The organism is Pseudomonas sp. NPDC090752 (assembly GCF_055584805.1).
Genome location: NZ_JBVJLI010000006.1, coordinates 227,403 through 241,446 on the forward strand (window position 1 = coordinate 227,403; position 14,044 = coordinate 241,446).

Sequence of the window (14,044 nt, forward strand, 5' to 3'; positions counted from 1 at the left end):
GCTCAGTACTTCATGACCACCAGTCGGGTCTGGGTGAATTCGAGCATCCCGTGCTTGCCGTCGTCGCCGCCCAGGCCCGAGCGCTTCCAGCCGGCGTGGAAGCCCTGGTAGGGGTCGGCCGGGGTGCGGTTGACGTACAGCTCGCCCGCTTCGATGGCGCCCGCCACTTTCATGGCGGTGCGGTAGTTCTCGCTGTAGAGCACCGAGGACAGGCCGAACTGGTGATCGTTGGCCATGGCCAGGGCATGGTCGATGTCGCGGTAGCTGAGCAGCGCCAGCACTGGGCCGAAGGTTTCTTCCTGGACGATTTCCATGTCCTGGCGGCAGTGGCTGAGCAGGGTCGCCGGGTAGAAATGACCTGGGCCATCTGGCAGCACGCCGCCGGTTTCCAGCACGGCGCCTTGGGCCAAGGCGCGCTCGACCATGGCGTGGATGTTGCGGCGCGCAGCGGCGTTGACCAGCGGCCCCATCAGTTGCGGGTCCAGGGCGCGGTTGCCGAAGCGCACCGCTTCGAACTTGGCCTTGAGCAATGCCAGCAGGCGGTCGTGCACGCTTTCGTGGGCGTACACCCGTTCAACTGCCGTGCACAGCTGGCCGCAGTGGGTGGTCTTGGAGCCGACAATGGCGCTTGCTGCCTGCTCAAGGTCGGCGTCGGCCTCGACGATGACCGGAGTCTTACCGCCAAGCTCCAGCGACGGCTTGGCGATGTTGGCCTTGCAGTAGTCGAGCACGATGCGCCCGGCGTTGACGCTGCCGGTCAGGGTGATCAAGCCGACGGCGGGGTGCGTGCACAGGCTGGCGGCGGTGGCATGGTCCATGGTGAGGATGTTCAGCACGCCCGCCGGCAAGCCGGCCTGTTGCGCGGCGCGGGCGATCTCGAAGGCCGACAGCGGAGTGTTGTTGCTCGGCCGTACCACCACGGTGTTGCCAGCAATCAGCGCCGGAGCGACCTTGCGCAGCAGGGTGTAGACCGGGTAGTTGAACGGGATCAGGCAGGCCACCACGCCAATCGGTTCGCGGTGCAAGAAGAGCTTTTCGTCCGGGGTGTCGCTGGGGATGATCTCGCCTTCGATGCGCCGTGCCCATTCGGCGTGGTAGCGGGTGATCTGCGCCGCGTAGCGGGCTTCGTTGCTGGCGTCGCTCAGGCTTTTGCCAGACTCGCAGGCCAGCGCCTCGCCGACCTGCTCGGCGCGCGCTTCCAGGGCATCGGCAAAGGCGCGCAAGTGCTCGCCACGCTCGATGCTGGTGAGCGTGCCCCAGGTTTTCTGCGCCTTGGCGGCGGCCTCGACAGCGGCAATCGCTTCAGCGGCCGTGGCGGCCGAGACCTGGCCGACCCGATTTTCGGTGGCTGGGTCTTGTACGGCGATGAGGGCCGTGGTGGCAGGCTCGACAAAGGAGCCGTCAACAAAATTTCGCTCGAATCGCATGGCGGTTGCCCATCGTTTTAACGTTGTTATGTCCCGGCAGTGTTGTCATCCGGCCACGGATGGACAAACGATTAATTGCGCAGGCAAACATTCGAAAAACGCACGTTAGGCAACCCAGGGCTCAAACAGCCGGGGTGGACGGCTCCAGCTGGCGCTGCGACAGCCAGATTTCTGCCTGCAGCCATTGGCTGAAGGCCTGCAGCTGCGGCAGGTCGCGCTGCTCCGGCCGGGTCACCAGCCAGTATGACTGGTGGCCGTCCACGTGCACGTTGAGCACCTGGGTCAACTGCCCGCCGGCCAGCTCCGGGGCGACCATGTGCCAGTCGGCGATGGTGATGCCCAGGCCATCGACTGCGGCGCGAATGGCCAGGTCGAGCAGGTCGAATTCGTAACCGCCCTGGGTATCCACGCCGGTGATGCGCGCGGCGTCCAGCCAGTGCTTCCAGGTCAGGTAGCGCTGGTCTTCACGCGCCAGCACGTGCAGCAGAGTCATGTGATTGAGGTCGATGCCCTGCGCTTGCTGTTCACGGCCGTACAACGACGGCGCACACACAGCGACATGCCGCTCCTGGAACAACAGCGAACTGTCCAGCCCATCCCATTCGCCATTGCCGAAACGGATCGCGCAATCCAGCGTCGCGGCCTCGGCCAGGCTGTCCTGCAGGCGCGTGCCGATGCTCAGTTCAAGTTCCGGGTGGGCTTCGCGCAAGCGCCCCAGGCGTGGCATCAGCCAGCGGCTGGTGAAGGTGGGCGGCGCATTGAGGTGCAGGCGGTTGGCGTGGGTCTTCTGCTGGATGCTGCGTACGGTCATCTCGATCTTGTCGAACGACTGATGCAGTGCGCGCAGCAGCACGCGCCCGGCGTTGGTCAGCTCCAGGTGATGGTGGCGCCGTTGCAGCAGGTCTTCGCCCAATTGCTCCTCCAACTGGCGGACCTGGCGGCTGACCGCACTCTGGGTCACGTTGAGCAACTCGGCGGCGCGTGTGAAGCTGCCGGTGCTGCCGGCCACCTCGAAAGCTTTGAGGGCATTGAGGCCGGGCATTTTTCGTTTCATGGAGGGCACTCGGGAAGGCATTCGACTAGGTGCCTAGCTTCCCATGCTTTGTAGGACAATTCCTAGCCAACGAGACCACCATTAAACCGGTAACGTGCATTTAGCGAAGGTTTTCCCCGCCATTTAATCGTTTGTCTCCCCCGCCCCCGCTGGCAACACTGCGCGCATCTCACATAACAATAACCGAGAGCTGCCCCATGCCCTTGCCCGCTTCCCTGCGCCTGCAGTCTGCCTGCCTGGCCACCCTTTCGCTGATGTCCGTACCCGCCCTCGCCGTTCAGGTCACCGACAACCTCGACCTGGGTGGCGCCGTGCGCGCGCGCTGGGACTACGACCCGGACCGCGACATCCAGAAGTTCAACTTCGACACCGTATTCCTCACCGCCAAATACAGCTCCGACACCTGGATCGGTGCCGCGAAGTACCGTTTCTATGGCCGCGCCTACCCCTACAAGTACACCAACAACGTGGGCGATGTTGCCTTCGCCGAAACGGCGTGGGTCGGGTACAAGTTCAACCCCGATCAGCAGGTACAGGTGGGTCTGAACCAGATCCCGTTTGGCCTGCAGCCCTACTTCGGCAGCACCTTCTTCGAGACCCTCGGCAACGTGGTCGGCCTGGAAGATGTCGAGCAGATCGGCGCCAAGTACATCCAGCAGGCCGGTGACTGGAACCTGCAGGCCGGCTATTACCTGCGCCCGGCCTGGCAAGGCAAGGGCACCAGCAATGGCCGCACCTATTCCTCCGTGGTGTCGTCGGCCGACAGCTACGTCGAAGATGGCAGCGACAACCGCGAGCGCAACACTGCCGTGGTGCGCGTGGCCAAGGCGCTGGAGTTGGGGGATTGGAAATCGGAAGCCGGGGTGTCTGCCATGACCTCCACCCTGAAGAACAACGACACCGGCGACGACGGCCGACGCAATGCCGTGGCCGTGCACTACCTGGGCAAGAACGGCCCGTGGGGCGTGCAACTGATGGCGGCGCGTCAACAAATGTCGCCACGCAACGCCGGCACCGACGAAGTGGTGACCTTCGGTGGCTACGACGGTACGTTCAACGTTGCCAGCCGCGGCAACTTCTACGTCGCCGACCTGAGCTACGACGTCGACGGCAAGTACCTGTTCAACCAACTGAGCGGCATCAAGCTGTACGCCAACTACAGCGCCTTCGACAAGTCGGCCTCGGGCTTCGACACCTCCGAGCGAGTCATCCTCGGTTCGTCGTTCTCGCTGAGCAAATTGTGGATAGCCACCGAATGGCTGTTTGGCAAGAACGACCCCTACATCGGTGGCAGCAGCTATACCCAGAGCCTGGGTGCTGGCGGCAGCGATCAGTGGGAAAACCAGCTGTACGTAAACATCGGTTACTACTTCTGAAGCGCCCGCTCCATGCGCCAACTCCCGCCCCTCACCATGCTGCGCGTCTTCGAAGAAGTCGCGCGGCATCGCAGTTTCAGCCAGGCCGCCCTCGGGTTGAATGTCACCCAGGGCGCGGTCAGCCGGCAGATCAAGCAGCTTGAAGATTACCTGGGGGTCGCCCTGTTCGTGCGCACGCCCCAGGGCCTTACCCTGACCGAGTTCGGCGTGGCGCTATCGCCACAGCTGGCCGGTGCCTTCGACCAGATCGAGCGCGCCTTGCAGTCGGTCAAAGTACCCAACCTGCGCCAGCGCCTGCGGGTGCTGGCACCGCCAACCTGGGCCACGCGTTGGTTATCGCCGCACCTGCGCAGCTTCTGCCAGCAGTATCCCGACATCAGCCTGAGTATCAGCAACCAGGGCAGCCAGCAGAGCCTGGCGCAAGTCGATTGCCGGATTCGTTTCGGACTGGCGCCGGCCGAGCATTGGCACAGTGAATTGCTGGTAATGGAACGGCATATCGCCGTGGCCAGTGCCGAGCTGTTCAGCAACGGCGAGCCACCCGACCTGCATCGACATCCGCTGCTGCACATCCTGCATGACGGCAAGCGGCTGCAGGTGTGGGAGAACTGGCTGGCGGCCATGGGGCGTGAGGATGTGGATGCCGGGCTCGGGCTGGAATTCAGTACCCTGGATCAGGTGATCCACACCGCTGTGGCAGGTGGTGGGTTGGCAGTGATTGACCGGCAGATGATTGAACGTGAACTGCACGATGGGAGTTTGGTGCCGATTGCGCCGCTGGAGGTGATCGGGCCGTATGGGTACTGGCTGGATGTGGCGGGTGAAAAACAGGGGTTGTCGAAGGTGCGGTTGTTTACTGAATGGTTGGGCAGAATCAAAAAATAGTTGTTGAATGTGCTGGCCTCTTCGCGGGGCAAGCCCGCTCCCACAGGCGCCCCACAGTTCTCAAGGGCTGTTAAGTACCTGTGGGAGCGGGCTTGCCCCGCGAAGAGGCCATGAGTCTAAGCCACCGAAACCACAGCCCCTTCAACCTCCTCCTTGGGCACCAAACACGCCTGGCTCAAGGTTAATGCCTTGGTCTCCGGCGCCCAGGCCCAGGAAATCAGCGCGCCAAACGCCAACACCCCAGCCAGAATCCCCATGGTCGGGCTCAAGCCAATCCCCGCCACACTCACCGGCAGCAGGAAGGTACTCACCGCCGATCCCAACCGGCTAACCGCCGTCGCCAGGCCAATCCCGCTAGCCCGCACCGGAGTCGGGAAGCTCTCGGCCGGGAACACTCCCACCAGGTTGCTCACCGCCGACAGCACCAGGGTGAACACCCCGAATACCAACACCATCAGCCACGCCGCACTGCCCGGCAATACCGCCAGCAGCAACAACGCCGCCGCCAGCACCACGAACGAGCCGATCAGGAACCCGCGCCGCGAGAACTTCACCGTGCACCAGATACCCGCCACCGCGCCGAGGATCAGCATCAGGTTGAGCATCAGCTCGGTGCCGAAGCCCTCGGCAAGGCCCATCTTCGCCAGAATCGTCGGCAGGAAGGTATAGATGGCGAAGTACGGCATCACGATGCAGACGAAGAACAGGCAGTTGAACGCCGTGCGCTTGCGGTACTCACGGCTGAACAACGCCGCATAGCCCGAACCGTGCCCGTGGGCCGGTTCTTCATCCAGCACCACGTGCGCGCCCAGGTGCTTGCGCACGATGGCCCGTGCTTCTTCGGCGCGGCCACGATTGAGCAGCCAGCGTGGTGATTCCGGGGTGCCGATGCGCGCCAGCAAAATCAACCCCGCCGGGATCGCCGACGAGGCCAGCATGTAGCGCCAGGCGTCATCGCCCAGGCTGAGCATCGCCGTGCCGACAAAGGTGGCCGCCACATAGCCAAAGGTCCAGATCACGCTGAACGAGCCCAGCAGCACACCGCGGTGCTTGCGCGGGGCGAATTCGGCGAGCATGGCGTGGCCCACGCTGAAGTCGCCGCCCAGGCCGATGCCGATGAGTATTCTGCAGAACAACAGCGCCATGGCGCTTTCGACATAGAACTGCATGACCGACGCCAGGGTGATCAGCACGAAGCTGATCAGGAAGATCTTCTGCCGCCCCAGGTGGTCGGAAATCCAGCCGAAAAACAGGCTGCCGAGAAACAGGCCGATCAACGCGGAAGCGCCGATCAACCCCTGCCAGAAGGCATCCAGCTGCATTTGCGGGCTCAGCAGGGTGAAAGCAATGCCGATCAGGCCAAGGATGTAGCCATCGGTGAAGTGCGCGCCAAAGGTCAGGCCCGCGATTTTCAGGTGAAACCGGCCAATCGGCAGGTCGTCGATCTTGACGGGTTTAACAGACATGTTCGTCTCCGTTTATTGTTCTTGAACTAGAGATGAAGCCAATGTGCCGCCAGCATGCGCGCCGGCGGCGTTGCCCGGTGTCAGAGCCCGCCCATCAGCAGGTATTTGATCTCCAGGTATTCGTCGAGTCCGTACTTCGATCCTTCGCGGCCCAGGCCGGACTCCTTGATGCCGCCAAATGGCGCGAGTTCGGTGGAAATCACCCCTTCGTTGATGCCTACCATGCCGGCCTCCAGGCCCTCGGCCATGCGCCACACACGGCCGATGTCGCGGCTGTAGAAGTAGGCCGACAGGCCATACGGCGTGTCGTTGGCCTGGCGCAGCGCTTCGGCCTCGTCCTTGAAGCGGAAGCAGGCGGCCACCGGGCCGAAGGTCTCGTCGCTGGCGATCAGCATGTCGCGGCTGGCGTCGGCCAATACCGTCGGTTCATAGAAGGTGCCGCCCAGCGCGTGGCGACGGCCACCGCAGACCAATTTCGCGCCCTTCTCCAGTGCATCGCTGACATGGGCTTCGACCTTCGCCAGCGCAGCCGCATTGATCAGCGGGCCTTGCTCGGTCTCGCCCTCGAGCGCTACGCCTACGCGCATCGCCTGGACCGCCTCGGCCAGCTTCGCCACGAAGGCGTCGTACACGCCGTCCTGGATGAAGAAGCGGTTCACGCATACACAGGTTTGCCCGGTATTGCGGAATTTCGAGGCCATGGCGCCCTTCACGGCGGCGTCCAGGTCGGCGTCGTCGAAGACAATGAACGGCGCATTGCCGCCCAGCTCCAGCGACACCTTTTTCAACGTATCTGCAGCCTGGCGCATCAGCAGCTTGCCGGTACGGGTGGAGCCAGTGAACGACAGCTTGCGCACCACGCTGGAAGCCTGCAGCGCGCCGCCGATGGCTACTGCATCGCCGGAGACGATGTTGAACACACCGGCCGGAATCCCGGCCTGCTCGGCCAGCACGGCCAGGGCGAAGGCCGACAGCGGCGTTTCTTCCGACGGCTTGAGCACCATGGTGCAACCCGCCGCTAGCGCCGGGCCGACCTTGCGCGTGACCATGGCCAGCGGGAAGTTCCACGGCGTGATTGCCGCGACCACACCAATGGCCTCCTTGATCACGACGATCCGCGCATCGGCCTTGTGGCTGGGAATCACATCGCCGTAGGCGCGCTTGGCTTCCTCGGCGAACCATTCCAGAAAGCTCGCCGCATACACCACCTCACCCATGGCTTCGGCGAAGGGCTTGCCCTGTTCACGGCACATCAGCGTGGCCAAGTCACGTTGGTTGACCAGCATCAGCTCGGCCCAACGCTTCAGGCGCTGACTGCGGTCTTTGGCCGTCAGCGCTCGCCAAGCCGGCAAGGCACGTTCTGCAGCGCCGATGGCCAGCTCGGTTTCCTCAGCGCCGGCTTTCTGCACCTGGGTGATCAGTTCGCCGGTGGCCGGGTCGAGCACCGCATAGGTTGGGCCGCCGGACGACCACTGGCCATCGGTGAAATGCCCGTTGCGCAGCAACCCACTCATGCCGCCACCCCGTTCAGCGCGAACCGCTCGATACCGGGCCGCGCGCTGCGCAGGATGCGTTTACCCGAGGTGTAGTCGTTGATCAGGTCGCACGGCGTGTAGTTGCGCTCGAGTTCATGCAGCTCTTCGCCATCCAGCCGGGTTTCCAGGGCCGCCAGCGCACTGTCGAACTGCGCCGTGGTGTCGGCGCCCACCAGCATGCAGTCGACGCCAGGGTGGTTGAGCACCCACGCCTGGGCCACCTGGGCATTGGATACGCCACGCGCCCTGGCCACACGCTGCACCGAATGGGCGATCTCGAACGAGGCCTCGTCGCTGTACATTTGCTGGGTGAAAAAGTCGGTCTGGTTACGGGTCGACTGCACGTCGCCGGTCAACAAACCCCGGGCCAGCGGGCTGAACACCGAGACGCCCAAGCCCTGGTCACGGCAGAACGGGATCATCTCGCGCTCTTCTTCGCGGTAGGCGCAATTGAGCTGCAGCTGCATGTTGATCGGTTTGACCCAGCCATTGCGCTCGCAGCACATGAGGATCTTCGCCAGCTGCCCGGTCAGCATCGTCGACACGCCGATATAACGTGCCTTGCCCGCTTTGACGATGTCGTTGAGTGCACCCATGGTTTCCTCGACCGGAGTGTTCACGTCGAAGAAATGCAGCATGTACAGGTCGACATAATCCATCCCCAAGCGTTTGAGCGAGGCATCGATGCTGTCCATGATGTGCTTGCGCGAGTGGCCGCTGGCATTGATGCCGCCGCCCGTGCCATAGCCGACCTTGGTGGTGATCACCAGGTCTTCGCGGCGAGCCAGGCGCTTGACGATGCGCCCCACCACCTCCTCGCCAACACCGGCCGAATAGAAGTCGGCCAGGTCGATGAAGTTCACCCCGTTGTCCAGGGCATGGGCCACGATCGGCTCGCTCTGCTTTTCATCGAAGATCCACGGTTTCCAGTCCGGGGTACCCATGTTCATGGTGCCCAGGCACAGGCGCGAGACTTCCAGGCCGGAGTTGCCCAAACGAATGTATTGCATGGCGGCGACCTCAGGCTTTGGGGGTGTAGAACGGGTTGCTGATCTGCCCGACCACATCGGCCAGCTGGGCACGCTCGGGCTTGCCGGTGAGCGCGGCGCGGATCGCCGTGCGGCAGGCGTTGTAGTTGTTCAGGTACACCGCATCCAGGTCGTCGCAGGCCGGGTTGACCCAGTTGGCGGTGACGATGGCCCACTCGTCTTCGGCCTCGGCCGGCAGCGTGCCGTCTAGCAGCGCCTCGGTAACCGCCTTGGCGATACCCGCCTGCGACGCGCCCCAGGTGGCGTTACCGTGCAGATCGCCAACGATGGCGGCCTTGTTCACGTAGAGGGTCATGGGTTTGACCGGGATGTTGGGCTGGGCGATCACCATGAACGGGCAGTGCCCCTGGCTGGGCGACGCCAGGCTGGTGGCGAAGGCCTGGCCGGCCGGGCCGTTGCGCGGGCCGATGAGGATATTGATGTGGGCGGCGTTGACGCCTGGGCCTTCGAAGCCTTCGCCAATGTACAGGTCGAGTTCTTTCATCTGTGCAAACACTCTTTGTTGTTAGAGGAACCGTGTTTGCGATTTTTTAACACCGCCGCAGCGCACAGCTGCAACCACATAAAGTCATGGGGGTATGAGCTGGCCTCATGGCCCAGATGCGTGGCGGGTTTACTCCCCCCAAAGGGTGATTTCGGGCGTACCGCGAGTGTGGGAGCATGGCCCTGTCCCACCCCCAGCTCTGCCCCTGATCGAACGCCATCGCCACTATCGAGCCTGCTCGCATCGTGCGGCGTCCTGCATCCCAAACCAGGAGTCAGCAATGCATACAACAACAACTACAGCCCATCCACCCCACCCTGCGTCGCACCCCGTTACTCACGCTGGCCGCTTCAGAAAATCCATGGGCATGACCTCGCTGGTGCTGTTCGGCCTCGCCTACATGGTCCCGCTCGCGGTATTCACCACCTACGGGCTGGTCACCCAGATGACCAAGGGGCACCTGCCCACCGCCTACCTGCTGACCCTCGCCGCCATGCTGCTCACCGCCTACAGCTATGGCCGCATGGTCCAGGCCCACCCTTACTCCGGCTCCGTCTACACCTACACGCGCAAGGCATTTGGCAGCCACTTCGGCTTCATCGCCGGCTGGACCTTGCTGCTCGACTACATTTTCCTGCCGCTGCTCAGCTACTTGCTGATCGGTATCTACATGGCCGAATACTTCCCGGCGATACACGCCTGGGTGTGGGTGCTGGGCTCCATCGCACTGGTCACCTTCCTTAACCTCATCGGCATCGAGTCGATCACCCGGGTCAACTGGATCCTGGTGGTGGCGCAACTGGTGTTCATCGTGGTCTTCGTCGCGTTATCGGTGCGCAACCTGTCCGATCAGGCCGCGCCGGTCTCATTGCTGGCACCGTTCCACCACGAAGGCTTCAGCGTGCCGCTGATCATGACCGGTGCGGCAGTGCTGTGCCTGTCGTTCCTGGGGTTTGACGCGGTCTCGACCATGGCCGAAGAAACCACTAACCCCGAGCGGCGCATCCCCCAAGCGATCATGGCGGTGTCAGTAATCGGTGGGATGCTGTTCCTGCTGGTGTCGTATTTCGCGCAGATGGTCTTTCCGGAGTGGTCAACGTTCGCTGACCCGGATTCTGCTTCGGTGGATGTCATGCGTCGGGTCGGCGGCGAGTTGCTGGTCACAGCCTTTACCGCCACCTACGTGGCCGGCTGCTTCGCCTCGGCGATGGTGTCCCAGGCCAGCGTGTCGCGGGTGCTGTTCGCCATGGGCCGTGACGGTGCGTTGCCCCGCGTGTTTGGGCAGCTGGTGACGAAGAAACGTGTGCCGGCGACGGCGATCATGCTGGTCGCTGGTCGCGCTGTTCATCACCCTCGACACCGTCGCCAACATGATCAGCTTTGGCGCGCTGTTCGCCTTCTCGGCGGTCAACCTGGCGGTGGTCAAGCATTACCTGGTAGACACCAAGCTGAGCGGCACGCGCAACTACCTGCTGTACGGCGCCATTCCGGCGCTGGGCTTTCTCAGCACGCTGTGGCTGTGGAGCAGCTTGTCGAGCATGTCGTTCACCATCGGCCTGTGCTGGATGGGCGCCGGCTTCATCTGCCTGCTCGGGCTGACACGTGCCTTCCGGGTGAAGCTGCCTGACCTGCAGATGGCAGATTGATCCATAACGCACATCAATCCATGCGAACAATGCAATTCTCATATCAATACCCCTGTCGCACCATGCTCCGCCTATAAGAACCGTGCGCCGTCTCCAGCCGGCGCACGTCATAAAAGCGGTATGGAGTACAGGCAATGACAGTAGCAACTTCCTCCGGCGGTTCCCGTGCCGGCGCGATCTTCAAGGTCACGTCGGGCAACTTTCTCGAACAGTTCGACTTCTTCCTCTTCGGTTTCTACGCCACGCAGATCGCGGCGGTGTTCTTCCCTGCCAGCAGTGAATTCGCGTCCTTGATGATGACCTTCGCCGTGTTCGGCGCGGGGTTTCTGATGCGCCCGCTGGGCGCGGTGGTATTGGGTGCCTACATCGACGAGGTGGGCCGGCGCAAAGGGCTGATCGTCACCCTGTCGATCATGGCCAGCGGCACCATCCTGATCGTGCTGGTGCCCGGCTATGAAAGCATCGGCCTGCTCGCGCCGGCGTTGGTGCTGGTCGGCCGCCTGCTGCAAGGCTTCTCGGCAGGTGCAGAACTGGGCGGCGTATCGGTGTACCTGGCGGAAATCGCCACGCCCGGCAACAAAGGCTTCTTCACCAGTTGGCAATCTGCCAGCCAGCAAGTGGCAATCATCGTGGCGGCGGCGTTGGGCTTTGCCCTGAACCAGTGGATGGCCCCGGCGATGATCGCCGATTGGGGCTGGCGCATCCCGTTCTTCGTCGGCTGCCTGATCGTGCCGTTCATCTTCCTGCTGCGCCGCAACCTGGCGGAGTCCGAGGAATACGCTGCGCGTAAGCATCGCCCGTCGATGGCTGAAGTGTTGCGGACCCTGGTGCAACACTGGACGACGGTGGTCGCCGGGATGCTGATGGTCGCGCTGACCACCACGGCGTTCTACCTGATCACCGTGTACGCGCCCACCTTCGGCAAGACCGTGCTGCACCTGAGCACGTCCGACGCACTGCTGGTGACCTTGCTGGTGGGCGTGTCGAACTTCATCTGGCTGCCGCTAGGTGGCGCGCTGTCCGACCGTATCGGTCGCCGCCCGGTGCTGATCGCCATGAGCCTGCTGACATTGGCCACGGCCTACCCGGCGCTGGATTACCTGGTCAACGCGCCGAGCTTCCTGCACATGCTGCTGGTGCTGCTGTGGTTGTCGTTCATCTACGGCCTGTATAACGGCGCGATGATCCCGGCGCTGACCGAGATCATGCCAGTCGAAGTGCGCGTTGCCGGCTTCTCGCTGGCCTACAGCCTGGCCACTGCGGTGTTCGGTGGTTTCACCCCGGCGATCTCGACCTTCCTTATCCAGTACACCGCCGACAAGGCCGCACCGGGTTACTGGATGAGCTTCGCGGCGCTCTGCGCACTGTGCGCGACGCTATTTCTCTATCGCCGCTCAAGCGGCCGCCTGCAACCGGCCCTGGGCTGAAGGAACATGAACATGCGCAAACTACTGCAAAGCATTGCCCTGCTGGCCAGTGCTGGCCTGGCCACTGTCGCCCAGGCTGAACAAATCAAGGTGATGACCTCCGGCGGCTTCACCGCCGCCTACCAGCTGCTCGGCCCGAAATTCGCCGCTGCCAGCGGCAACACTCTGGATACGACCCTCGGCCCCTCGATGGGCAAGGCGCCCGAAGCCATCCCCAATCGCTTGGCCCGCGGTGAACAGGCCGACGTGGTGATCATGGTGGGCTACGCGCTCGATGAGTTGATCAAGCAGGGCAAGGTCGACCCGGCTTCACGGGTGGAGCTGGCCGATTCGCGGATCGGCCTGGTGGTGCGGGCTGGCGCGCCGAAGCCGGATATCGGCTCGGTGGCGGCACTCAAGCAGACCCTGCTGGCCGCCAATTCGGTGGCCTATTCGGACAGTGCCAGCGGCGTATATGTTGAAAACCAGTTGTTCAAGCGGCTGGGCATCGAAGATCAGCTCAAGCCCAAGGCCACTATGGTGCCGAAAATTCCGGTCGCTTCGGTGATTGCCAAAGGTGACTACCAGCTGGGCTTGCAACAGGTCAGCGAGTTGTTGCCGGTGCCGGGCGTGAGTTTTGTCGGCAAGCTGCCCGAAGCGGTACAGTCGGTGACCCGCTTTGCCGCTGGCATCCCGGTCAATGCCCAGCACCCGCGCCAGGCCAAGGCATTGCTCGACTACCTGGCGGCACCAGGCGCGCAGCAGGATGTACAAGCCACCGGGCTGGATTCGGTCAGGCGCTGACGTCGGCCTTCATCTGCACCACCAGGCGCTCCAGCGCCAACGCCGCCGGGGTCAGCGTGCGACCCCGGCGCTTGATCAAGCCGACACTGCGCATCACCTCAGGGTCGGTCAACGGCACCCGCGTAAGGATCGGATGATCCGCCGCCGGCATCGCCATCAACGGCACTGCGGCCACCCCCAGGCCCGCTTCGACCAGGCCGATCATGGTGGTCACGTGGCGGGTTTCGCAGATGCTCTGGCGCTGTGGCACGATGCCACTGAGTGCCTGGTCGAGCAGGAAGCGGTTGCCCGATGTCTTGCCCAGCGAGATGTAGTCCTGCTGGTAGAACTCTTCCCAACTGACGCTACTGCGCCCCGCCAGCGGATGATCGCGCCGGCACGCCACCACATAACTCTCCTGCACCAGCGGCTCGAACTCCACGTCAGCCTCCAATGTGCCCATGAAGCTCAGGCCAAAATCCGCCTCGCCTTCGACTACGGCACTGAGTACATCGTGGGCGCTGGAGTCCAGGACTTTGACCTTGATGCGCGGATACTGCTGGTGGTAATGGGCAATCACCCGCGGCATGAAGTAATACGCCGCCGAGGGTACGCAGGCGACCGTCACCTGTCCAAGCCGGGTCGAGGCGACTTCGCTGATGCCCAGCAAGGCATTGTCCAGATCGTCCAGCAAGCGCTCGACGTTGGGCATGAAACCCCGCCCGGCCTGGGTCAGGCTGACCTTGCGCGTGGTGCGCTCGAACAGCCGTACGCCCAGCGCATCTTCAAGCTTTTCGATGCGCCGGCTCAGTGCTGGCTGGGAGATCCGGACCGCTTCTGCGGCCTTGCTGAAACTGCCTTGGTCGACCACTGCACGAAAGGCTTGCAAGTCATTGAGGTCGAAATTGATGGCCATGGCGCGCACTCGGGTAC

At 63.3% G+C, this 14,044-nt stretch carries 11 protein-coding genes and 1 pseudogene; 5 read left to right on the forward strand and 7 right to left on the reverse strand.

Annotation, left to right across the window (positions count from 1 at the left end; genetic code table 11):
- Nucleotides 1–2: 2 nt before the first annotated feature.
- Nucleotides 3–1,427, reverse strand: a complete 1,425-nt coding sequence (locus ACZ6YA_RS11050) for an aldehyde dehydrogenase family protein (protein WP_465897144.1) — start codon at nt 1,425–1,427, stop codon at nt 3–5.
- 121 nt (nt 1,428–1,548) lie between these two features.
- Nucleotides 1,549–2,481 (reverse strand): LysR substrate-binding domain-containing protein, encoded by a 933-nt coding sequence (locus ACZ6YA_RS11055; protein ID WP_465897145.1) that lies wholly within the window; start codon nt 2,479–2,481, stop codon nt 1,549–1,551.
- A 254-nt stretch (nt 2,482–2,735) separates the two neighbouring features.
- Here ACZ6YA_RS11055 and ACZ6YA_RS11060 point away from each other — a divergent pair, with 254 nt between their 5' ends.
- Together ACZ6YA_RS11060 and ACZ6YA_RS11065 are read left to right on the forward strand one after the other, a co-directional pair.
- Nucleotides 2,736–3,857 (forward strand): hypothetical protein, encoded by a 1,122-nt coding sequence (locus ACZ6YA_RS11060; protein ID WP_465897212.1) that lies wholly within the window; start codon nt 2,736–2,738, stop codon nt 3,855–3,857.
- A gap of 12 nt (nt 3,858–3,869) precedes the next feature.
- Nucleotides 3,870–4,742 (forward strand): LysR substrate-binding domain-containing protein, encoded by an 873-nt coding sequence (locus tag ACZ6YA_RS11065; RefSeq protein WP_465897146.1) that lies wholly within the window; start codon nt 3,870–3,872, stop codon nt 4,740–4,742.
- Nucleotides 4,743–4,858: 116 nt separating this feature from the next.
- Here ACZ6YA_RS11065 and ACZ6YA_RS11070 read toward each other — a convergent pair whose 3' ends face one another.
- The 4 genes from ACZ6YA_RS11070 to fae form a co-directional block, all read right to left on the reverse strand.
- Nucleotides 4,859–6,208, reverse strand: a complete 1,350-nt coding sequence (locus ACZ6YA_RS11070) for an MFS transporter (RefSeq protein ID WP_465897147.1) — start codon at nt 6,206–6,208, stop codon at nt 4,859–4,861.
- 80 nt (nt 6,209–6,288) lie between these two features.
- Nucleotides 6,289–7,722 (reverse strand): NAD-dependent succinate-semialdehyde dehydrogenase, encoded by a 1,434-nt coding sequence (locus tag ACZ6YA_RS11075; protein WP_465897148.1) that lies wholly within the window; start codon nt 7,720–7,722, stop codon nt 6,289–6,291.
- Nucleotides 7,719–8,753 (reverse strand): aldo/keto reductase, encoded by a 1,035-nt coding sequence (locus ACZ6YA_RS11080; protein WP_465897149.1) that lies wholly within the window; start codon nt 8,751–8,753, stop codon nt 7,719–7,721. The genes ACZ6YA_RS11075 and ACZ6YA_RS11080 overlap by 4 nt, the downstream gene beginning before the upstream one ends.
- Before the next feature lie 10 nt (nt 8,754–8,763).
- Nucleotides 8,764–9,276: a formaldehyde-activating enzyme gene (gene fae / locus ACZ6YA_RS11085; RefSeq protein ID WP_465897150.1), complete on the reverse strand. Its 513-nt coding sequence runs from the start codon at nt 9,274–9,276 to the stop codon at nt 8,764–8,766.
- Nucleotides 9,277–9,556: 280 nt separating this feature from the next.
- Between fae and ACZ6YA_RS11090 the strand changes: the two are divergent.
- From ACZ6YA_RS11090 to ACZ6YA_RS11100, 3 genes and pseudogenes are all read left to right on the forward strand, one after another.
- Nucleotides 9,557–10,922: pseudogene (locus tag ACZ6YA_RS11090) on the forward strand (APC family permease).
- Nucleotides 10,923–11,056: 134 nt separating this feature from the next.
- Nucleotides 11,057–12,349, forward strand: a complete 1,293-nt coding sequence (tcuC, locus tag ACZ6YA_RS11095) for a tricarballylate/proton symporter TcuC (protein WP_465897151.1) — start codon at nt 11,057–11,059, stop codon at nt 12,347–12,349.
- A 12-nt stretch (nt 12,350–12,361) separates the two neighbouring features.
- Nucleotides 12,362–13,132 carry a substrate-binding domain-containing protein gene (locus ACZ6YA_RS11100; RefSeq protein ID WP_465897152.1) on the forward strand — a complete coding sequence of 257 codons (771 nt, stop codon included), beginning with the start codon at nt 12,362–12,364 and terminating at the stop codon, nt 13,130–13,132.
- Here ACZ6YA_RS11100 and ACZ6YA_RS11105 read toward each other — a convergent pair.
- Nucleotides 13,122–14,027: a LysR family transcriptional regulator gene (locus tag ACZ6YA_RS11105; protein ID WP_465897153.1), complete on the reverse strand. Its 906-nt coding sequence runs from the start codon at nt 14,025–14,027 to the stop codon at nt 13,122–13,124. The two genes, ACZ6YA_RS11100 and ACZ6YA_RS11105, sit on opposite strands and share 11 nt — an antisense overlap.
- Nucleotides 14,028–14,044 lie beyond the last annotated feature (17 nt).

Bases quoted from the DNA above. Each gene is read 5' to 3' on its own strand.
- ACZ6YA_RS11050 (WP_465897144.1), bottom strand. From the start codon at position 1,427: ATGCGATTCGAGCGAAATTTTGTTGACGGCTCCTTTGTCGAGCCTGCC.
- ACZ6YA_RS11055 (WP_465897145.1), bottom strand. From the start codon at position 2,481: ATGAAACGAAAAATGCCCGGCCTCAATGCCCTCAAAGCTTTCGAGGTG.
- ACZ6YA_RS11060 (WP_465897212.1), top strand. From the start codon at position 2,736: ATGTCCGTACCCGCCCTCGCCGTTCAGGTCACCGACAACCTCGACCTG.
- ACZ6YA_RS11065 (WP_465897146.1), top strand. From the start codon at position 3,870: ATGCGCCAACTCCCGCCCCTCACCATGCTGCGCGTCTTCGAAGAAGTC.
- ACZ6YA_RS11070 (WP_465897147.1), bottom strand. From the start codon at position 6,208: ATGTCTGTTAAACCCGTCAAGATCGACGACCTGCCGATTGGCCGGTTT.
- ACZ6YA_RS11075 (WP_465897148.1), bottom strand. From the start codon at position 7,722: ATGAGTGGGTTGCTGCGCAACGGGCATTTCACCGATGGCCAGTGGTCG.
- ACZ6YA_RS11080 (WP_465897149.1), bottom strand. From the start codon at position 8,753: ATGCAATACATTCGTTTGGGCAACTCCGGCCTGGAAGTCTCGCGCCTG.
- fae (WP_465897150.1), bottom strand. From the start codon at position 9,276: ATGAAAGAACTCGACCTGTACATTGGCGAAGGCTTCGAAGGCCCAGGC.
- tcuC (WP_465897151.1), top strand. From the start codon at position 11,057: ATGACAGTAGCAACTTCCTCCGGCGGTTCCCGTGCCGGCGCGATCTTC.
- ACZ6YA_RS11100 (WP_465897152.1), top strand. From the start codon at position 12,362: ATGCGCAAACTACTGCAAAGCATTGCCCTGCTGGCCAGTGCTGGCCTG.
- ACZ6YA_RS11105 (WP_465897153.1), bottom strand. From the start codon at position 14,027: ATGGCCATCAATTTCGACCTCAATGACTTGCAAGCCTTTCGTGCAGTG.